This is a genomic window from Paenibacillus tritici, assembly GCF_013204885.1.
Taxonomy (GTDB): Bacteria; Bacillota; Bacilli; order Paenibacillales; family Paenibacillaceae; genus Paenibacillus_AQ; species Paenibacillus_AQ tritici.
The window spans coordinates 53,388-72,830 of sequence record NZ_JABMKX010000004.1; the positions used below are offsets into that span (position 1 = coordinate 53,388).

The 19,443-nt window shown below is 54.3% G+C and carries 18 protein-coding genes; 6 read left to right on the forward strand and 12 right to left on the reverse strand.

Translation table 11 applies throughout. From position 1 onward, the window contains the following. Window positions 1-7: 7 nt before the first annotated feature. Complete coding sequence (locus HQN87_RS07890) at window positions 8-940, reverse strand: glycosyltransferase family A protein (RefSeq protein WP_173130358.1); 933 nt, start codon at window positions 938-940, stop codon at window positions 8-10. A 253-nt stretch (window positions 941-1,193) separates the two neighbouring features. On the opposite strand from HQN87_RS07890, the gene HQN87_RS07895 reads away from it, so the two are divergent. Further along, a complete protein-coding gene (locus tag HQN87_RS07895; protein ID WP_173130361.1) occupies window positions 1,194-1,916 on the forward strand; it encodes a DsbA family oxidoreductase in 723 nt (240 codons plus the stop codon). Window positions 1,917-2,205: 289 nt separating this feature from the next. Here the strand turns inward: HQN87_RS07895 and HQN87_RS07900 are convergent, their stop codons facing one another. The 9 genes from HQN87_RS07900 to HQN87_RS07940 form a co-directional block, all read right to left on the reverse strand. After that, complete coding sequence (locus tag HQN87_RS07900; RefSeq protein WP_173130364.1) at window positions 2,206-3,786, reverse strand: oleate hydratase; 1,581 nt, start codon at window positions 3,784-3,786, stop codon at window positions 2,206-2,208. A gap of 162 nt (window positions 3,787-3,948) precedes the next feature. Then, window positions 3,949-4,518: a TetR-like C-terminal domain-containing protein gene (locus HQN87_RS07905; protein ID WP_173130367.1), complete on the reverse strand. Its 570-nt coding sequence runs from the start codon at window positions 4,516-4,518 to the stop codon at window positions 3,949-3,951. A gap of 16 nt (window positions 4,519-4,534) precedes the next feature. Then, window positions 4,535-4,930, reverse strand: a complete 396-nt coding sequence (locus HQN87_RS07910; RefSeq protein ID WP_173130370.1) for a hypothetical protein — start codon at window positions 4,928-4,930, stop codon at window positions 4,535-4,537. A 24-nt stretch (window positions 4,931-4,954) separates the two neighbouring features. Then, complete coding sequence (locus tag HQN87_RS07915) at window positions 4,955-5,470, reverse strand: hypothetical protein (protein ID WP_173130374.1); 516 nt, start codon at window positions 5,468-5,470, stop codon at window positions 4,955-4,957. 140 nt (window positions 5,471-5,610) lie between these two features. Further along, window positions 5,611-6,582: an RluA family pseudouridine synthase gene (locus HQN87_RS07920; RefSeq protein WP_173130377.1), complete on the reverse strand. Its 972-nt coding sequence runs from the start codon at window positions 6,580-6,582 to the stop codon at window positions 5,611-5,613. 82 nt (window positions 6,583-6,664) lie between these two features. Further along, window positions 6,665-6,850: a CLC_0170 family protein gene (locus HQN87_RS07925; protein ID WP_173130380.1), complete on the reverse strand. Its 186-nt coding sequence runs from the start codon at window positions 6,848-6,850 to the stop codon at window positions 6,665-6,667. A 42-nt stretch (window positions 6,851-6,892) separates the two neighbouring features. After that, the gene (locus HQN87_RS07930) at window positions 6,893-8,119 is read right to left on the reverse strand and encodes a Ger(x)C family spore germination protein (protein WP_173130383.1); all 1,227 of its coding nucleotides are present in this window, start codon (window positions 8,117-8,119) and stop codon (window positions 6,893-6,895) included. Further along, window positions 8,116-9,213 carry a GerAB/ArcD/ProY family transporter gene (locus HQN87_RS07935; RefSeq protein WP_173130388.1) on the reverse strand — a complete coding sequence of 366 codons (1,098 nt, stop codon included), beginning with the start codon at window positions 9,211-9,213 and terminating at the stop codon, window positions 8,116-8,118. The genes HQN87_RS07930 and HQN87_RS07935 overlap by 4 nt, the downstream gene beginning before the upstream one ends. Beyond that, window positions 9,206-10,810, reverse strand: a complete 1,605-nt coding sequence (locus HQN87_RS07940) for a spore germination protein (RefSeq protein WP_173130391.1) — start codon at window positions 10,808-10,810, stop codon at window positions 9,206-9,208. Before HQN87_RS07940 ends, HQN87_RS07935 begins: the two co-directional genes overlap by 8 nt. Window positions 10,811-10,997: 187 nt before the next feature. Between HQN87_RS07940 and recQ the strand changes: the two genes are divergently transcribed. From recQ to HQN87_RS07965, 5 genes are all read left to right on the forward strand, one after another. Beyond that, on the forward strand, window positions 10,998-12,824 hold the full coding sequence (gene recQ / locus HQN87_RS07945; RefSeq protein ID WP_173130394.1) for a DNA helicase RecQ: 1,827 nt from the start codon (window positions 10,998-11,000) through the stop codon (window positions 12,822-12,824). 15 nt (window positions 12,825-12,839) lie between these two features. Beyond that, entirely contained in the window at window positions 12,840-14,852 is a 2,013-nt protein-coding gene (locus tag HQN87_RS07950) for a B12-binding domain-containing radical SAM protein (RefSeq protein ID WP_173130397.1), read from the forward strand. A 57-nt stretch (window positions 14,853-14,909) separates the two neighbouring features. After that, on the forward strand, window positions 14,910-15,062 hold the full coding sequence (locus tag HQN87_RS33195; RefSeq protein WP_173131360.1) for a nucleotidyltransferase family protein: 153 nt from the start codon (window positions 14,910-14,912) through the stop codon (window positions 15,060-15,062). Next, window positions 15,059-15,631: a histidine phosphatase family protein gene (locus HQN87_RS07960; protein ID WP_173130399.1), complete on the forward strand. Its 573-nt coding sequence runs from the start codon at window positions 15,059-15,061 to the stop codon at window positions 15,629-15,631. The genes HQN87_RS33195 and HQN87_RS07960 overlap by 4 nt, the downstream gene beginning before the upstream one ends. 301 nt (window positions 15,632-15,932) lie before the next feature. Then, the gene (locus HQN87_RS07965; RefSeq protein WP_173130401.1) at window positions 15,933-16,781 is read left to right on the forward strand and encodes a P-loop NTPase family protein; all 849 of its coding nucleotides are present in this window, start codon (window positions 15,933-15,935) and stop codon (window positions 16,779-16,781) included. A gap of 553 nt (window positions 16,782-17,334) precedes the next feature. Here HQN87_RS07965 and HQN87_RS07970 read toward each other — a convergent pair. Beyond that, entirely contained in the window at window positions 17,335-18,297 is a 963-nt protein-coding gene (locus HQN87_RS07970) for an alpha/beta fold hydrolase (RefSeq protein WP_173130404.1), read from the reverse strand. A gap of 108 nt (window positions 18,298-18,405) precedes the next feature. After that, a complete protein-coding gene (locus HQN87_RS07975; protein WP_173130407.1) occupies window positions 18,406-19,374 on the reverse strand; it encodes a type I phosphomannose isomerase catalytic subunit in 969 nt (322 codons plus the stop codon). Window positions 19,375-19,443 lie beyond the last annotated feature (69 nt).

The window sequence follows — 19,443 nt, forward strand, 5'->3', positions numbered from 1 at the left end:
GGATTAACTAATCAAGCATGAATTCCCTGTATTTGTCCTTGCGGGGATTGAGTACGAACAGAATTCCGCTGGCATAGCCTGAGACGGCATTGAAATTCCGTTTCAGGGTAGCTTTTCCCGTCAGATAGGTCAGAGTCCAGAGCAGAGCCGCATAATTCTTAACGGGTGCTTTGCGCAGATTAAGCAGATAATAATGATTGACTGCGGTAGCCCGGGCCACCCGGCCTGCCTTGTCACGGGAGCTGGGGGATTCATGGTGGAGGATCTTCATCTCCGGGTTAATAACCAGCTTACCGTATCTGCTGGCCAGATGGCACATATAGATGTCGTCCGCCACTGCATAGCTGGTCATCCACGGATAGGGCTTCATATCCTGCAGCGCCAAAGTACGGAAGGACATATTGCAGCCGTGGAAGAAATCCGTCTCGAATATATTCTCGGTCTCCCCCCACAGCAGCAGGGAACCGGCCAGCGTGCTTGCCGACAGTCTGCCTGGGGAAGCCGACATTTGACAGGTCAGTCTGCCGAGCAGCTTGCCGGACTTACTGCTGGAGAGACCCTTGGCGATCCCGCCGACCCCGACAATGGACGGGTCTGAGTCATAGGTATCCAGCATCCGGCGGATATAGAGCGGATCGTCCAGCTCTGCATCGTCATCGAAGCTGAGCAGAATCTCACCGTCGATGAGACCGAGGGCTTCATAGCGGGAGAGCCAGACGCCGGGTTTGGTTTTGCGGTAATAACGCAGCTCCGCATCAGGCAGACGCCCGAGCACCTTGCGGAAATAATCCAGCACATGCTCTTCGATCTCGCCGTCGTCCACAATCAGCAGTTCGATGGAGATATCCTCCAGCCTGGTCTGTCCGCCGATGGATTCAATGCAGAGGGTCAGATCGCTGATCCGGTTGCGTGTAGGAATGACTATAGACAGGTCATGCATGCCGCTGACTCCTTTCGGGACGCGTTAGACCGTCCGCTTTTAATTAGAGATACAATCGTAGCTGCTCTAATTTTACCCGCCCCGTATGCCGGACGTATATACCTCTTTGGTTTACTTTTATCCTGAACGCTTGCCGGAACTGAGGATACAGGCATTCGGAAAGTTTGTTTGTAATTTTCGGTTTATAACTATATAATAGTAAGTGTGTAAGAAGCACGAAAGAAATTAATAAAACCCTTCAGGAGGAATTTCCATGAGAATTGATATATGGTCCGATTATGCCTGCCCGTTCTGCTATATCGGCAAAAGACGGCTGGAGCACGCGCTGAGCCAATTCCCGGGCCGTGACAAGGTGGAGGTGGTGTTCCGCAGCTTCCAGCTGGACCCGAATGCCCGCATCGATGAGACGAGAGATATCCACGAGCTGCTGGCCGGCAAATACGGCATGACCCGCGACAAGGCGAAGGCTATGAACGCACAGCTTGGAGAACAAGCGCAGGGAGTGGGACTGGAATTCAATTTCGATACGATCCGTTCGACGAATACCTTCGATGCCCATCGTTTGAGCCACTATGCGGCAACGGAAGGCAAAGCCCCGCAAATGACCGAACGGCTGCTGCGTGCGTATTTCACCGATTCTCTGAATCTGGGTGACCGCAAGGTGCTGGCTGAGCTGGCTGCCGAGGTTGGACTGGATCAGGCGAAGGTTACCGCCGTGCTGGACAGTGAGGCTTATGGTGATAAGGTTCATGCCGATATTGCGCAAGCCCAGCAGTTGAATATTACCGGCGTGCCCTTCTTTGTCTTCAACAATAAATATGCGGTGTCCGGTGCCCAGCCGGGTCCGGTATTCACTGAAGTGCTGGACACCGTGTGGGCCGAGGAGCAGAATACGCCTGTGCTTCAGGTAGTTGGCAAGCCGGAGTCCAAGGCTGCTGCTGCGGACGGCTGCGATGACGGCTCCTGCAGTATCTGATTGCGGTCAGAGGCAGTGGAGTACACAACGAATGGATGCATCAAACCCCCGCCGCATGTAATTCATGCAGCGGGGGTTTGATTTTTGTACAGGAGCCACTCCCCTTGGGCGAAAACCCGAACAGAATTGGACTGGGTACGCCGCGTGGGCCGAATGTAATCGAAAAACCGAACACAATTGGACTGGGAGCGCCGCGTGGGCCAAATGTAATCGAAAAACCGAACACAATTGGATTGGGAGCGCCGCGTAGGCCAAATGTAATCGAAAAACCGAACACACTTCCGGTCTGTTACCGGAACGAAGTCACCAGACTGGAGAACAAGGTGCGCACATCATGCTGGTACGCATTGATCGGCTCTACCGGACGGTTCAGGCCAAACAGGGTGTAGACGGCGATTCGGGCGGCGCGGACAGAATACTCTTCCGTGAAAACGATATCGTCCGGGATCTCGCAGTATTGGCCGATAAAGGCCAGATTGGTTGAGCCTTCAGGTACCACCTGCGGCCGGTCGCTGTTCAGGCGCGGCATGAACTGGGAGGTGATGTACGGCATCATGCAAGGAATACAGTTGGCGGTAGCCATGATCTCCTCCTTATGCGCCTCGAAGTGCAGATGTCCGATCAGCTCCTCCATAATCTCCTCGCCGGTACAGTCGCACATTTTTTTGTGCACATAATCGCCGACCTTGTCCGGGTACAGGCCATATCCCCAGAAGACCCTGACATGCTCCGGCTGGTTGCGGAAATGCGGCTGGAACGCCAGCACGACAGACATCAGCCAGCTGGAATCCTTGAAGGTGACGAGTGCGCCGGTTCCGGCCCGGTTGCGGGTGAACTTCTCCATAAGGTCGAAGAACTTAGAGTCCTGGAAGGTTACCGTGAAGGATTCCCATTTGGATTCATCCACATGATCGTCGAAGGAGGAGGGATTGCCGAGACCCGGCTTCTTCGCGGCGATCGTCTCCCACAGCTTCCATGAGCTGCCCTTACCGTTCATCCCGGGAGCAGAGGTCATGGACCCGAGGCTGGAGCCTTCGGTCATCGAGCCGTTGGTCACAATGACGCGGTCGCCTTCATGAACCTGGATCGTGTCCTCCACGCCAGCGCGGACGACCTTCATCGCTGTTACAGTAATGCCGTCGCCTTCTTTGAATTCCAGATCAGTTACCGTACATTTCAAGGTGAAGTCTACGCCCAGCGGCTCCAGATATTGATGCAGCGGCAGAATGATGGAATCATACTGGTTGTATGGGGTGCGGGTTACGCCTTCAAGTGTTTGAATTCTAGGGAACTCGTGCATGAAGCGCAGCATATAACGTTTGAACTCAACCGCACTATGCCAAGGCTGGAAGGCGAAGGTGGTCGCCCACATGTACCAGAAGTTAGTGGTGAAGAAATGCGGGCCGAACCAGTCGTTAATCCGCAAGGTGCCCAAGGCTGGCTCCGGCGTAATGATCAGCTTGCCCAGAGCCAGGCGGTCTGCCATATCGAAGCCCATAGAGGTGACGTCCTGAACCACGCCTGCGCTGTCAATCAGCCGGGCCTGGCCGCGGGTTGGATTGGATTCGTCGAATTGAACGATTTCTTCCCGTAGCGTCAGCCCCGGCTGATCAATGGACGGAATGGTGCTTAATAGCTCCCACAGGTTCTCATAGGTCTCATCGTTCAGCATCCGGCCGCCGCGAATGACATACCCATGCTGTGCATCGCCGGCTCCGTCATTGCTGCCGCCAAGGATCTTCATCTCTTCAATAATGTGAATGTTCTGTCCGGGAAAATTGCAGTCTCTAACCAGATAGGCCGCACCCGCAAGGGATGCAATGCCACCGCCTACGAAATATACCTGCTCGTTACCGTACTCTTTGTTCACTGATTACCGCCTCCATAGGTTTGCTTGAATACTGGACCTGAACCGAGTGTAATCCTGTCACGGCCCGGAGGGTATGATCAAAGCAATGGATCTGTATAAAATTTGGACATATGGAACAAAGTGTAACGTTTTTGAGCAGAAAAAAAGCCGCAACCACAAAGGTTACGACAATTCCTTCTCATATTCATGCAGCGCCTTCAGGAAGTTCCCTTCAATCAGCACGCTGAGCTTCCCGATGATCTGCTTGGGCTGCTCCTTCATCCCTTGCTGCATCCACTGAATCACAAGTCCGGTGAAGGCCAGCGTGTAAAAGTTAGCGATAAACTGCTTATCCGCAGGCCCGACATTCATTCCCTCCGCCAGCTCGTTGATGACGCCCATCACCAGATCATGGGTCACCTCATAGAGATACGCGTCCAGATGCGTCCGTCCGAGGGAGTCCAGCGTATTACAGCAGAATGCCTTATTGCTCTCAATATAACAGAATATTCTATAAAATCCGTCTGTCCACGTGCTGTAGCTGCGGTACTGGGCAATGCTCTCGACGGCCTCTGTTCTGTATATCCATCCCAATAGGTCAAAGATGTCCTGGAAATGATAATAGAAGGTCTGCCGGTTCACACCGCAATCATCGACCAGATGCTTGACGGTGATCTTGTTCAGGGGAAGATGCCCCATCAGGTCCTTCAGGGAGCGGGCGAGCGCATTTTTGGTCAGCAGGGAATTGGACATAAGGGTCATCAGCTCCTTAGCGTCTGTGCATATATTGTACCAGCATCCGGCCGCCCTCCACGATCAGACCCAGAACGAAGCCGCCTGCCGTACATATTAGAAAAGTAAGAAAACCCGCAAGATCCTCCCAGCCCGACATCTCACGGTAGGTGTAAATATACATGAGGCAGATCCCAAGCACGATCCCTGCTGTGGAGAAGGTCCATACGAGCCGGGCACCGAGCCAGCCGAAGCCGTTAATGATCCCGGAGAACACAAGGGCCAGAAGCGCCCAGCGCACACCAAGCGTAAGATTGAAATCATCCCCAAGCAGCACGAACCGGTGCACAATCAGCAGCAGCCATACCATCAGCGCGTAACCGGCACACCATGCCAGCCAGCGGCCCGTCCGGGCAGGAGGCAGGATCTTCATAAGCAGCTCACCCCGTGTACAGATTTATACCTCTTCCAGTTCCTCGGCACTCTGCAGCAGGAACTTCAGGAGGTTCGGAATATCTTCCATTTGGTCTTCCGTGATTTGCCGCTTGAATTGCAGCTCTACACAGTTATTGTACGTATCGTTCTCCTGCCCGTAGCGGAAGCTGAGCGATTGCACAGGCTGGAAATCGGGTCCCCATATGGTAGTCAGGATCTCTTCGATAGCCGGACACTGCACGTTCACATCCTCAATCTCCATATAAAAGCGTATTAAAAGACTACAGCCGGGATCACTGCCCGGTGTTTCGAGAATTTCATCGCCCAAATCTTTCACTGTGGACTGCAGCAGAATCTCGGAGGTTACATTATGGCCTTCGGTCCGCTTGAACGCGAGGCTGAATTCCCGTGACATCAGCGCAAGATTGAGCAGATCGGAACGGTCCGTGACCATAAGAATTCCATCCAGGTTATCGTAGTCGTAGATCTGGTTCTCCATTGCAATTTTAATATTGTCAAAGACAGTAGGATGGAACAAGAGCGGCACCTTCTTACGTTTCTCTGTATTGTACCATGACCAGAAAAATAGTGGTTGGGTATAGACACAAAAGGTACCGCGCACAGGGAAAGTACGGGTACCTAGATTGAAGCTTGCTCAACTGCACTTCCGGCCAGGAATCAGTTCGTGGGTGCAGGTGCAGTATATTTCAGGAAGGTCTTCGGAATTGCACTCTCAAAAGTCAGGACTTCACCCGTAGTCGGATGAACGAACGAGAGTACACGGGCATGCAGCCCGAGACGGCCGACGGCCTTGGTCTCTGCGCCGTACTTCTTGTCACCGGCAATTGGATGCCCGATGTCTGACATGTGGACCCGGATCTGATTCTTGCGTCCGGTCTCCAGATGTACCTCCAGCAGGGAGAAGTGGCGGTTCGCCTGAATTAGCTTATAACGGGTTACGGCATGCAGCCCGTCTCCTTCATGGGGACTGGAGTACATCTTCAGCGTTGAGGTCTCCTTCAGCCAGGAGCTGATAGTGCCTTCGGCTTTTTTGACAGCCCCTTCCACAAGAGCCACGTAGGAGCGCTCCTTGACGGTCTCCTTCCAGCTGTTCTGCAGGGACTGCTGAATCGCTTCGCTTTTGGCAAACATCATGACGCCGGAGGTATCACGGTCCAGCCGGTGTACCACAAAGACGCGGTTCTTCGGATTGCTCAGACGGACATGCTCCATCAATTGGCGGTAAGCCGTCAGCTCGTTGTCTTCTCCGGTAGCAATGGACAGCAGGCCGGCATCCTTCTGAATCACAATGATATCGTCATCCTCATGAACAATGGTCAGCCCCAGCATCTCTTTGGCTTCCGCCTGCTTCTCCAGATCAATGGTCACGGTCTGACCGGGATGCAGCTGATGGTTATGCTTCGTCACCGGCTTGCCGTTCACAGCAATCTGTCCGCGGGAGAGCATGGATTTGATGGAGTTGCGTCCCCGGCTGGTCATCGTCTTCAGCAGAAAAGCAAGCAGTTCCGCAGGCTCGGTTACCGTATAGGATTTGGGCGCGGCCGCCGGTTTGGCAGTGGCTCCGGATCTTGCTCCCTGTTTATGGTTAGAGGGCTTATTCCCCTGGCTTCTGGTTCTTCGTGTATTCATACCTGCATTCTCCGTCCTCTAATATTGTACTCCTCAATATACCATGGGCCGGGAAGAAATACTACGGAAGGCGCCGGGACGGCTAGACATAAATGAGCAGGCCGATTATAAGGAGCAGGGAGAGGAAGCCGTAGCTCCAGGCCAGGATGGTGGCGTATTTGTGCTCCCGGAGCCAGCCTCTGCTGCTGTAAATCCTGACATCTACAGCCAGCAGGAGTATAGCGGAGAATAACAGCATCCCGGCGATGCTTCCCAGTAATCGAACCATACGTTCCTTCCTCCTTGCACGGATATTGGACTGGGGCCGAACTTATTTATGCTTGAGTCCGACTCTCCGGATATGCAGGGTCAGCTTAATATCCACACCAACGCTGCTGTACATGCTCTCCCAGTCGTTCTTGTCGTGAACATGCTCCTTCCAGTAGGCCGGATGATGGCTTCTGATCATTTCGCCCATGCCGAAGATATCGGAATGATCCTTCTGCGTCTGTTTGACCAGCCGGGTCAGTACCGTCTGAATCTGCTGCTCGAAATCCCGCTCAATCTCACGCAGCTTCAGGGGAGAGTCGATGGGAATATCGCTGCTGTAATGCTCATCCAAATCCCCCTCCAGGAAAATATGATAGCTCAAATGCGGCTTGCCGTCCCTGATCTCACTGCGGGTCCGGGTGAAGCGTTCATTAATCTGGGTCATAACGATTCCCAGGTTCCCGGTATGGAGCATAGTGGAATACCCGCCGGGGTCCATCCCCATCATGGCCATGAACCCGCCGATCTCTATAGGGGCAGTCTTGCTGACCATCTTGCCGCCGCTGAAATAAGCCAGCCCTTCGATCAGAATATTGTCCCTGTTGCGCAGTGCGACATAAGGCAGATAGGCGCTTTGTCCCCACTTGGAATCCGCTGACCAGAAGGTGCCGATATAATCGCGGGGGAACTTGCCGGAGGAGACCGATTTCTCCATCATCGACAAAATATAGAGCGTAGGCACGCGCTGCAGCGGCGGATTCACATCCATAAATGCCGAAGCGCGGCCCTCGGAGACGAGCAGCCAGGTTCGGCGCCGGATTTCCGGATTGCGCCGGAGATAATCATTCAGCTCTGCAAGGCTGCCGCGGGCAATATCCTCGCTGATGATGACGATCCGCAGGTGAACCAGATAACGCGGGTCGGCAATCTGCTGCTGCAGGTTATTCATGGCATCGTCGAGGGATATGCCGTGGACCTTCACCACCCAGACGGGACTGGTCTTGCTGTCACCGGCACTCCCACCGCCGGTGCCGGGTCCAAGGGGAACTCTGCCCGGGACGGCAATCTGTGCGGTGACACTGATCATCTCAGCCGGCAGACTGCCGTCGTGGATGTGTGTGACTCTGTCTTCCATTTGCACCTCCTCCGCAGAGATCTTGTCAATGGACAACCCGAGGACAAGGGCGCGGTCTTCAATCTCCACCTGATCCCAGCATCCGCTGAGCAGCGGGGCGGTTATAACCAGCATGAGCAGCAGGGCGAGTGTACGCGGAAGCTGCCTGTTCATGAGGGCACCTTCTTCCCGTGTCGTCTGATCAGATAGACCGTCCATAAGAGCAGCGAATAGCCCAGCATCATTATCATACCGGCATTGCCCAGATGAAGAGACCACCTGTAGGTCTCGAACACATTGGAGGGCAGCATGGCCAGGATGAACATCACCGGCAGCAATACACTTGAGGCCATACGCTGGTCGCGGAGACGCAGCAGCTTGTGCAGCAGGTAAGCTGATATGTAGTAGGTCGTATAGATCGTCGTGAAGACAGAGATTACCCAGATGATGATGAAGATAGCATCCAGCCGCTCCAGGAACCCCTCACCGAAGGCCGCCGAACGGGCCATCTCCAGTGTGGGGTAGATTAGCAGCTTGGTCTCTTCGGCACCGAACATTCCTACAGAGGCAATCACAATCAGCACGTAGACCGCCCCGGACATGAAGATGGCCCAAGCTCCTGCACGAACGGCATGATTCGGCTTCTCCATCAAAGGAATCAGCAGCACTACAACGAAGGAGCTCTGGAACAGATAGGTGGCCTGCCGTGCGCCGTTCCAGAACTTAACGCCAGGTGCCATCAGCACAGGCTGCAGATTGAGCATGTCCACATTTTTGAGCGAGATGAGGATGGTGACCAGAATAGAGCCTACAATCAGCGGCAGATAGAAAGAATGGATATAAGAGAACTTCAGAACATTGCGCCTGGAGGACAGAAGACTGATGAGCAGCATCAGGAATATAGTTGCTTCTATCGGCGTTTTTTTATACAGCACGGTTGTGGCCACATCCCCGAACTGGCGTACGGTGAGGCCGGTCAGCACAATGAACAGCAGCATGATAGCCAGGGTGAATACAGCGGCAAGCGGACGCCCGATCAGCCGGCGGCTGAACACAAACAGGGTCTCCTGGGGGAAACGCTGGCACAGGGAGACCAGCAGCCAATAGATGATGAAGGAGATCAGCACACCGCTTAACGCCACGAACGGAGCGCTGGTGTTGCCCGCTTCTGTCATATAGCGCGGGAAGCTCAGGATTCCCACTCCGATAATCGTGCTGCTCATCACGGCTACCGCGCGCAGCGTTGTGATCTGGCGTGGCTTATTCATTCTTCTCATCTCCCTGCCTGAGAATCTGGTCTATCGCCCGGGACGGAACACTGCGGGGCAGCCTGTCACTATCCTGGGTATGCAGGAAGCTGGGACGGCGGCGCATCCACCATAGCGGCGCCCTTACCAGAGTATCCTTGAGATCGCGCCATTTGCCCGGAATGAACGGGGACATATACGGAACCCCGAAGGATTCCAGGAACAACAGATGGTTCAGAATCAGAATCGTGCCGATCATGCCGCCATATAGGCCGAACATACCGGACAGGATGATTAGCGGAAAGCGCAGCATTCGCAGGGCAATTGCCGCATTATAGGCGGGGGTGGCGAACGAACCGATCGTCGTCAGAGCTACTATAACAACAGTGATCGGGCTGGCCAGCCCGGCGCCTACCGCTGCCTGTCCGATGACAAGGACGCCTACAATAGATAATGCACCGCCGATCATCTGCGGCAGACGGATCGTCGCCTCACGCAGGACCTCCATGGACACCTCCATGATCAGCACCTCCACAACTGCCGGGAACGGTACGCCCGCTCTTCCGCCCGAGATGGCCACCGCAAAATCCGTAGGCAGCAGTTCGGGGTTGAACGAGATGACAGAAACATATAACGCCGGGAAAAAAAGCGAGCAGGCCAAAGCAATCAGCCGGATGATGCGGATCAGGCTGCCCATAATGAAGCGCTCCGTGTAATCATCCATCGTCTGAAAGAACTGATTGAACAGGGCGGGAACAATCAAGGCAAACGGCGAGCCATCGACGAGAATGGCCACCCGCCCTTCCAGGAGTGCGGCAACGGTCTTGTCCGGCCGCTCGGTGCTCTGCACCTGCGGGAAAGGGGACAGGGGCTGGTCTTCGATGAACTGCTCAATGTACCCGGCATCCAGGATGCCGTCGGTATGAATCATCGAGATTCTGCGCATGGCTTCCGCAACCAGAGCACTGTCAGCGAGGCTGTCTATGTAACACAGAGCCACTCTAGACTGGGTACGCGTACCGAGCGGACTGATCTCAATCCGGAAGTCCGTACTCTGCAGCCGGTAGCGCAGCAGGGAGAGGTTATTCTCCAGCTTTTCCACATAGCCTTCCCGGGGACCCCGGATCACCTGCTCCGTCTGCGGCTGCTCTACACCGCGCATCTCGATCTGCCGCATGTCCAGGTGGAGCGCTTCGGGAACCCCGTCAATCAACAGAATGAGGTCCCCCTTCACGGCGGCCGGAGGAAGCCTGGACAGGTCTGCCGTAGTTGTCCCTTGTGTGACCTGGACTACTGTGCTCCAGATATAATGGGTCATTCCGGCTGCTTGATCCGGCATTCCCGGATGTTCAGAGGGGCGTGCCATTAGCGGCTTCAGCACATGCTCACGGACCTGCTCCGTATTCACGAGGGAAGAGAAGAAGATCATCGCGGCCTGGTGGGTTCCGAAGAGCTGAAAGTCCCGTACGACCAGATCGCCGTTCTCCCCGAGCCGTGCCAGAAGCTCCTGGATATCGGTCTTCAGGTTGCCTGTAAGCTGGCTGCCGCTGGCCGGCTGCGGCGAAGAAGCCTGCTGCTTGTGTAAGTAGGAGGTGTATTTATCCTTCCAATCTTGCAAATAGGTTACCTCCTTAACAGGCAATTGGATTGAATCTATATAAAGTGTTGCTTGATCTTGCTGTTTTTATGTAATTTCTAGGCAACAAGCTCTGAAAGAGTGCTAGGATATCTGCTTCAGGCGGTTGCTTGGCAGCCTGTTGCCCGGTAAACTAAAAGATAGAAAGTCTTAAGGAGTATGAAGAGCTATGGAGATGCAAGGAACATTAATGGAGCAGGCCCAGGCCGAGCTGCAAAAATATTACGGTTATCCCGATTTCCGGGAGGGCCAGAAAAAAATTGTGAACAATCTGCTGGAAGGCCGCGATACGCTGGGTATTCTGCCTACCGGAGGCGGCAAATCCATCTGTTATCAGGTTCCGGCGCTGCTGCAGCCGGGGCTTACACTGGTAGTCTCACCCCTGATTTCACTGATGAAGGACCAGGTGGATGCGCTGACTACGGCAGGGATTCCGGCGGCCTATATCAACAGCACCTTAAGCGGTAAAGAAGTAAATGATCGCATCCGCGCTGCCCGCCGTGGTGAACTGAAGCTGCTCTACGTAGCCCCTGAGCGTCTGGAGCTGGACTGGTTCCGCCTGGAAATGGCGGGTCTGTCCATCTCCTGTGTGGCTGTCGATGAGGCGCACTGCGTCTCGCAGTGGGGTCATGACTTCCGCACCAGTTATCTGGCGGTCTCCCCGTTCGTGGAAGAGCTGCCGCAGCGTCCGATTCTGGCCGCCTTCACAGCTACGGCTACCCCGGAGGTCATGGAGGATATGGTCCGGCTGCTGCGCCTGCGTGAGCCGGGCGTCTTCATGACCGGACTTGGCCGCGATAATCTGGCGATGTCAGTGCTGCGCGGAGAGAACAAACGCGAGTTCGTGCTGGATTATGCGGCGCAGCATGCCCACCAGCCGGGCATCGTCTATGCCGCCACCCGCAAAGAGGTGGATGATCTCTATCAGCGCCTCCAGGCCGCAGGCGTTACAGCCGGGCGCTATCATGCCGGAATGAACGACCAGGAGCGGGCGGACAGCCAGGAAGGCTTCCTCTATGACGATATCCGTGTCATGGTCGCCACGAATGCCTTCGGGATGGGGATCGACAAGTCCAATGTACGTTATGTCATTCATTACAATATGCCGAAGAACATGGAGGCTTATGTCCAGGAGGCGGGCCGTGCCGGGCGTGACGGGGAGCCGAGTGATTGTATTCTGCTCTTCAGTGCGCAGGATATCATGACCCAGAAGTTCCTGATTGAGCAGAACCCGCAGGACACGGAACGCAAAGCCAATGAATACCGCAAGCTCCAGCAGATGATTGATTACTGCTACACCACCCGCTGTCTGCGCAGTGCGCAGCTCGACTATTTCGGGGAGAGCCATGACGATGACCATTGCGGGATCTGCAGTTCCTGTACCGACGAGCGTGAGCTGGTGAATATCACCGTAGACGCGCAGAAGATCTTCTCCTGCATCCACCGGATGCGGGAGCGCTACGGCGTGGCGCTGGTCTCATCCGTGCTGAAGGGCTCGCGTAACCAGAAGGTGCTGCAATACGGCTTCGAGAAGCTGCCGACCCACGGCGCCATGTCCAGCCGCAGCGAGAAGGAAATTACCGAGATCATCAATATGCTGATCTCGGAAGGATATCTGGCCTTGTCTGAAGGCCAGTATCCGGTGGTCCGGCTGCAGCCGCTGGCAGCCGAGGTGCTGCGCGGCCAGCGCCAGGTGCATCAGCGCGTGGCCCGGACGCTGGTCACCTCCGGCACGCGGGACCGCAGCCGTTCGCGCGACACTTCGCCGTCGGCTGTCAACGAGACGGTGTTCGAGCAGCTGCGCCTGATCCGCCGCGAGCTGGCAGGGCGCGAGCATGTGCCTTCGTACATCATTTTCAATGATGCAACGCTGCGCGAGATGAGCGTGGTTTGTCCGCAGACGGAAGCGGAGATGCTGAGGGTGAAGGGTGTCGGTGAAGTGAAGTACCGGAAGTACGGCAAGGCCTTCCTGGAGTTTTTTCAAAATGACATGTAAAGAAGGTTATAAGGCATGAGAATCGTCCTGGCCACATTAAATGCCAAATATATTCATACCTCGCTTGCGATCCGGCTGCTGAAGGCGTATAGCGAGCATGAATTCAAGGATATCCTTTTGGCGGAATATACCATCAAAGATCCCGCGATGAACATCGTGTCTGACCTTTTTCAGAAGCAGCCGGATGTGATTGGCTTCTCCTGTTATATCTGGAACATCGAAGAGACGATCAAGCTGGTCGGCATTCTCAAGCAGGTGATGCCGGAGGTGAAGATTGTGCTCGGCGGGCCGGAGGTATCCTATGAACCGCTGTACTGGATGAAGCGGGAAGCCGGAGTGGACTTCATCGTGAACGGTGACGGGGAGGAGACCTTCCATCATCTGCTCCAGGAGATCCGGGACGGCCACAAGTACCATTTCGTCTACGGTGCGGCGTACCGCAAAGGCGAGGAGCTGATCGTCAACCCTCCCCGTCCCAAAAGCGACCTCAATACCCTGCCGACCCCGCACCGGTTCGCCGAGGATCTGCCGGAGCTGAGCAAGCGGATTGTGTATTTTGAGACCAGCCGGGGATGTCCCTTCAACTGCCAGTTCTGCCTGTCCAGCATTGAGGTGGGCGTGCGTTATTATGATATTGAACGGGTGAAGTCCGATCTGCTGTATCTGATCGAAGGCGGGGCCAAGGTCATCAAGTTCCTGGACCGTACCTTCAACATCAACCGCAATTATGCGATGGAAATGTTCCAGTTCCTGATCGACAATCATCAGGGCTGCGTGTTCCAGTTCGAGATTACCGCCGATATTATGCGTCCCGAGGTGCTGGATTTCCTGGCACAGAATGCGCCTCCCGGAGTCTTCCGCTTCGAGATCGGCGTCCAGTCCACGAATGACGAGACGAATGAGCTGGTCAAGCGCCGCCAGAACTTCACCAAGCTGTCGCGCACCGTGATGAAGATCAAGGCCAGCGGCAATATCGACCAGCATCTCGATCTGATCGCCGGATTGCCGATGGAGGATTATGCCACCTTCCGCAAGACCTTCAATGATGTATTCGCCATGGAGCCGGAGGAGCTACAGTTAGGCTTCCTCAAAATGCTGCGCGGCACCGGGCTGCGCGCCCAGGCCGCCAAATACGACTATACGTATATGGAGCATGCGCCATACGAGATTCTCAGCAGCCATGTGATGCCGTTCTCGGATATTATCCGGCTCAAGCGGCTGGAGGATGTGCTGGAGAAGTACTGGAACAGCCAGCGGCTGGCTCATTCCGTCAAGTACCTGATCCGCTATGTCTTCCCGTCCCCGTTCGACTTCTTCCAGGAGTTCGGTGACTACTGGGAAGAACGGGGCTGGCAGAAGATCGGGCATCAGCTGGAGGATCTGTTCACCCGGCTGCATAACTTCCTGACGGACCGTGGCACGGCCTCCATGGAGATTGTCACCGGCCTGATGAAGCTGGACTACTTCCTGGCCCATAAGTACAAGCCGCGCAAGATCTGGTGGGAGGATGTACTCGATAAGTCAGAGTGGGCGAAATACCTGAAGCAGATTGCGGAGCAGCCGGAGCGGATCTCGGCCAAGCTGGCCAAGTCCCGTGTCAGCGAACGGGAGCTGCAAAAGTTCATCGTGCTGGATGTGCTGCCCTTCCGGCTGGAGCCGGTGCTGGCGTCGATCAGCGGGCTGCGGTTCGACGGCTTGGCTGGCGCGGAAGCAGAGCCGCAGACTGAAGCTGCGGCTGAGGGCGGCGCTGGAGCTGGATCGGCGGCTGTAGACGCCGATGGTTTGGCGGGCGGCCTGGTAGAGAATCTGAGGCTGCACATGGCGGTTAGCGGGAGCGGCAAGAATGAGGGCGGTATGGTTGCTGCCGGGCAAGCAGACGCAATGCATTCAGCAGTAGCGATAGCCGAAGGAATCGTACCGGCCCCGGCCGATGCGCATCCGGGTGCAAGGGACGGCCGAACGCTGCTGGTCGTCCTGTATCAGCAGGACGAGAGCCAGCGGGCGCAGTATTACGCTTTGTCTTTATAGGGAAGAGTGACCTGATCTCACCAGACACAGGCCACGTGTAGGTGAAAAACCGAACACATTCGGCGTTGCGGAGGCGCGTGGGCCAAATGTAAGCGAAAAACCCAGTACATTGACAGTTGGCCGACTACAGTGACATCGCTGGGGGCCAGGCTTGCCCTGAATGGAGAATGGCAGCTTTATGCTCCATTTGGTCTGGAGGATTCTAAATGACGCAATTTTATCTCATCCGCCATGGTGAACCCGATTGGGAGATTAATGAACTGTACCAATTGAAGGGGCATGGCCGGGACCTGGTCCCTCTTACGGATACGGGGGTTCGCCAAGTATACGAGGCCGCGAAGGATGAACGTTTACAAGCAGCGGAGATTATCGTTTCTTCTCCATATACAAGAGCACTTCAAACGGCAGCTATTTTATCCAAGGAACTGGGTTTGGACATAAGAATTGAATTCGATCTAAGGGAATGGCAGCCGGACTTAACCTTTCAATACGGTTCATTGGAGCGGCTAACTGAGCTGGGGAACGATTATGATGCTAACCATGGAGTTTACCCTCCCGGAGAGACCAAACCTTGGGAATCCAAGGAAATGCTGAGTAGCCGCGTGGAGAAGGTGATTGACCAATATCTCGGGTTTCAAAAGGTGATCATTACCGGACACGGGATGGCTATCCGTACCCTGATAGGGGAAGCTGCAGAAACACCGCATGCTTCAATTAGCGAGTATACTAAAACAGGGAGTCCTCTGAAATCTAAGCTATTCTCAACAGTACATCATTGAGATTTACCTCTATGCAGTGTTAAAATCACTAACGAGATGCCAATAAAGGAGCCTACACCTATCATGTGGACTACTCTGTAAGGATTAATTAACCGGAAGAATGCCAGATCAGCAATAGTGGAGATCACTATGCTATTAGGCATGACTTTCTTTAATCTTACAGGGTATGCAGGGTAGGTTTGCTTCATAGACCGACACTTCTGCGGATACCTTCGGGTATCCTTTTTTGTTGCCGGGATACCGCATCTCTATGGCTTCTTGCCTGCTTAACCTCCTAAATAGTGAACGGGGGAACGAATATATGCAACCTAAATTGGTCCTAATCGAGGGCTTACCCGGCTTCGGGAAATCCACAACAGCGCAACTGATTTCTGACATTCTTACGGAGATGAACATCCCGGTCCGGCTCTTTCTGGAGGGGGATTTAGATCATCCGGCGGATTATGAGGGCGTCGCTTGCCTTACCAAAGCCGAATACGATGAGCTATGGATGACCAGCGGGAATACAAGGAATATATTAGCTTCACGAACTACTTATCAGGCCAGCCATTACCTTGTGGAATACCGTAAAATCCTAAATGAATACGGGTCCCTTGTGCCAAAGGAATGGATGGATGTTTTTGCCCGGAATGATGTGTATGAATTGCCGCTCGCTCAGAACAGGGAACTGATTACGGCAAGATGGAGGCAGTTTGCGGAGCAGGCTTTGCAGAGGCCGGACACGTATGTGTTTGAGTGTTGTTTTATACAGAACCCTGTGACCATGGGGATGATTAAGCATGATGCAGCCAAGGAAGACACTATAAGCTACCCTCTGGAACTGGAGGCCATAATAGCGGAATTGAATCCGCTTCTGATTTATGTTGAACAGGATAATCTGGAGCATGCTTTCCATAAAGCGGTCCGCGAGAGACCCCTGGAGTGGTCGGAAGGATTCGTCGAATATTACACCAAACAAGGCTATGGCTTAAGACGGGGTCACCTGGGCTTAGAAGGAACTTTGAAGGTTCTTGAGGCAAGAAGGGAGCTGGAGGAAATTATATATAACCGCTTAAATATTTCCAAGACCAAAGTCAATAATTCATCGTATGATCTTCCGGCGTATAAACAAGTTCTAGCAGGGATGCTGAAGCCTGGAAATCCTGCATGAATTGCAACAATCGGTGCTGCTAAGCTATCGGTATGGTGGAATCCTGCACCAAGTGCAACAACTGGTGTTGCTAGAGCTCTGATTTGTTGGGAATTATGCAAAAACTGCAGCATTTGTTGCTGCTACGGTACCACTATGGCGAGAATCCTGCAAAAGGTGCAACAATGCCTATAATCGCTACTGCCGGGTCGGCGGCAGACTTTGCGGTACAGTGAAGCTAGGGGATTACCGTCGAGCTTAACTTAGTGCTGTGAGCAAAAGGTTACCGTCGAACTTAACTTAGCGCTGTGAGCAAAGGATTACCGTCGAGCATAGCTTAGCGCTGTGAGCAAAAGGCTTACCGTCGAGCTTAACTTAGTGCTGTGAGCAAAAGATAACCGTCGAGCTTAACTTGCTACGGCTAAGGATACCGCAGAGCTTAGCTTGTTTGCTAGCTACAGCTAAATAAACCAACAAAGAGGCACTCCACCGCGGAGTGCCTCTTATCACCATCTATGCGGATCAACATGAATCAGCGCCATGAATCAGCATTGTGCTCCACCTGCGCCATAGACTATTCCGCCGTAGGTTGAAGCCGCATGGATTCGGCAGGCAGGTGGCGGGCGAGCCAATCGAGTACATCGGCAGTGACCTCGTCCCGGTTGACCTCGTTCAGCATCTCATGCCTGCCTCCGGGATATAGTTTGTATTCTACGTCCTGTACCCCTTGTTCCCTGTACAGCTCGGCCAGACGCTTCACCCCTTGACCGTTCATCCCCACAGGGTCCTTCTCTCCGGCGAACAGGTAGACCGGCTTGTCACTGCATAGGGTCCGCAGAGTGGACTTGGTATGAAGCTCGCGCAGCATATGGAAGAAATCCCGGAAGAAACGGGTGGTACAGATCGCCCCGCAGTACGGATCAGCAATGAACTGGTCCACCTCCTTGGGATCGCTGCTGAGCCAGTCAAAAGCCGTCCGCACCGGAGAAAATGAACGGTTATAAGCGCCGAAGACAATCCCGTTCAGCAGTACGCTGCGATGGTGGTCTCCCTGCAGCCGCTGCTGCACGGCCGATAAGGATTCTGCCATCCGCAGCATACTCCGGGGCCCATTGGTACCACTGAGGATGAAGCCGCTGTAAATTTCATGGCCTTCTTCACACATCAGCTTTTGAGCGAGAAAGGAACCCATGCTGTGGGCGAACAGGTAGATAGGAGATTGCTCATGGCGGGAGCGGGCAATGCCCCCAAGCTGCAGGAGATTGCGCCGCATCCAGTAGAAGCCGTTCTCCCCGCTGTCGCCGAGCAGATTAACCTTGCCTGCGGTAAGGCCATGGCCCCGGTGGTCATTGGCATACACCGCATAACCGGCTCCTGTAAGCGCCGACGCCAAGCGGGCATACCGAGCGGCCGTCTCACACATGCCGTGCGCAATCTGCACAATCCCCCGGATATCCGCTCCTGCTTCCGGCAGCCACTCGTAGACATGGATTTTGACGTCTAGTGGATCGGTCATTGTGAAGGTATTCTCTATCATCGCCTGTCCTCCTGAAAAGTTAAAGTTCAGCAATCCTAGCGTAAGAGTACTTCGTTGAAAATTTGATCCGTCCCCATATTCAAGTTACGACGGGATACATCCGGCTGCTTAGGGCAGATAAGAACGCAGCACGGTAGACTTCCCTTCGATGCTGTAAGCGCCCAGGCTCGAAGGGAGCAGGTAGCATTCCCCTGCTGCATAAGGCTGGGAACCGCCATCCCAGATCAGGTGGCCGCTGCCTTCGCAGATCACCAGAATGGTGAAGCTGTCGGTTGTTGTGGCCAGCTGCCATTCACCTGCAACGACACCTTTTTCCACAATGAAATAAGGGGAGGAGGCAATTTGCAGCCATTCGCCGGCCACTGCGCTATCGGTCTTCATCGAAGTGGCTCCTGCGCCTTCATAGGCCGTAACATTCAGGGAATCCTCAATATGCAGCTCGCGCGGCTTGCCGTCCAGGCCCGGACGGTCGTAATCGTAAATCCGGTATGTAGTGTCGGAATTCTGCTGGATTTCCGCTACAACCACTCCGGCGCACAAGGCATGAACAGTACCGGCGGGGATATAGAAGGAGTCTCCGGCTGATACAGTCACTTCCTGCAGGCTGTCCATCACGGTTCCGTTCTCCAGCGCTTCCTGCAGCATCTCGCGGGTTACGCCTTCCTTCAGGCCGTAGATGATTTTGGCGCCCGGTTTGGCATCCAGCACATACCACATTTCTGTTTTGCCCAGTTCGCCCTTCGGTAATCCGGCATAATCATCAGTAGGGTGTACCTGTACAGAGAGATTGTCATTGCAATCGAGCAGCTTGATCAGCAGCGGGAATCTTCCGCCATCCTCCGTAATACCCTTGCTGCCGAACCACTCATGCCCGAACTGCTCACGGATGGCATCCAGACCTTGCCCGGCCAGCTCGCCGTTCACTACAGAAGAGGTGCCGTTCGGATGGTCAGCGATCATCCAGCCTTCGCCGATATGGCCTTCCGGCAGATTAAGGCCGAATTTCTCCAGCGCCCGTCCTCCCCAGACACGCTCTTTGAACTCCGGCTGAAATTTCAGAGGATATGGTTTCGTCATTACAACATCTTCCTTCCTGATAATAGAATAATCATTCGTTATATTGTGGCTGTACATCTCAACCTTATT

Coding starts and splice junctions, on each gene's coding strand:
- HQN87_RS07925 (WP_173130380.1), bottom strand. CDS start 6,850: ATGGTTCGATTACTGGGAAGCATCGCCGGGATGCTGTTATTCTCCGCT.
- recQ (WP_173130394.1), top strand. CDS start 10,998: ATGGAGATGCAAGGAACATTAATGGAGCAGGCCCAGGCCGAGCTGCAA.
- HQN87_RS07910 (WP_173130370.1), bottom strand. CDS start 4,930: ATGAAGATCCTGCCTCCTGCCCGGACGGGCCGCTGGCTGGCATGGTGT.
- HQN87_RS07905 (WP_173130367.1), bottom strand. CDS start 4,518: ATGTCCAATTCCCTGCTGACCAAAAATGCGCTCGCCCGCTCCCTGAAG.
- HQN87_RS07890 (WP_173130358.1), bottom strand. CDS start 940: ATGCATGACCTGTCTATAGTCATTCCTACACGCAACCGGATCAGCGAT.
- HQN87_RS07920 (WP_173130377.1), bottom strand. CDS start 6,582: ATGAATACACGAAGAACCAGAAGCCAGGGGAATAAGCCCTCTAACCAT.
- HQN87_RS07930 (WP_173130383.1), bottom strand. CDS start 8,119: ATGAACAGGCAGCTTCCGCGTACACTCGCCCTGCTGCTCATGCTGGTT.
- HQN87_RS07950 (WP_173130397.1), top strand. CDS start 12,840: ATGAGAATCGTCCTGGCCACATTAAATGCCAAATATATTCATACCTCG.
- HQN87_RS07970 (WP_173130404.1), bottom strand. CDS start 18,297: ATGATAGAGAATACCTTCACAATGACCGATCCACTAGACGTCAAAATC.
- HQN87_RS07895 (WP_173130361.1), top strand. CDS start 1,194: ATGAGAATTGATATATGGTCCGATTATGCCTGCCCGTTCTGCTATATC.
- HQN87_RS07975 (WP_173130407.1), bottom strand. CDS start 19,374: ATGACGAAACCATATCCTCTGAAATTTCAGCCGGAGTTCAAAGAGCGT.
- HQN87_RS07935 (WP_173130388.1), bottom strand. CDS start 9,213: ATGAATAAGCCACGCCAGATCACAACGCTGCGCGCGGTAGCCGTGATG.
- HQN87_RS07965 (WP_173130401.1), top strand. CDS start 15,933: ATGCAACCTAAATTGGTCCTAATCGAGGGCTTACCCGGCTTCGGGAAA.
- HQN87_RS07960 (WP_173130399.1), top strand. CDS start 15,059: ATGACGCAATTTTATCTCATCCGCCATGGTGAACCCGATTGGGAGATT.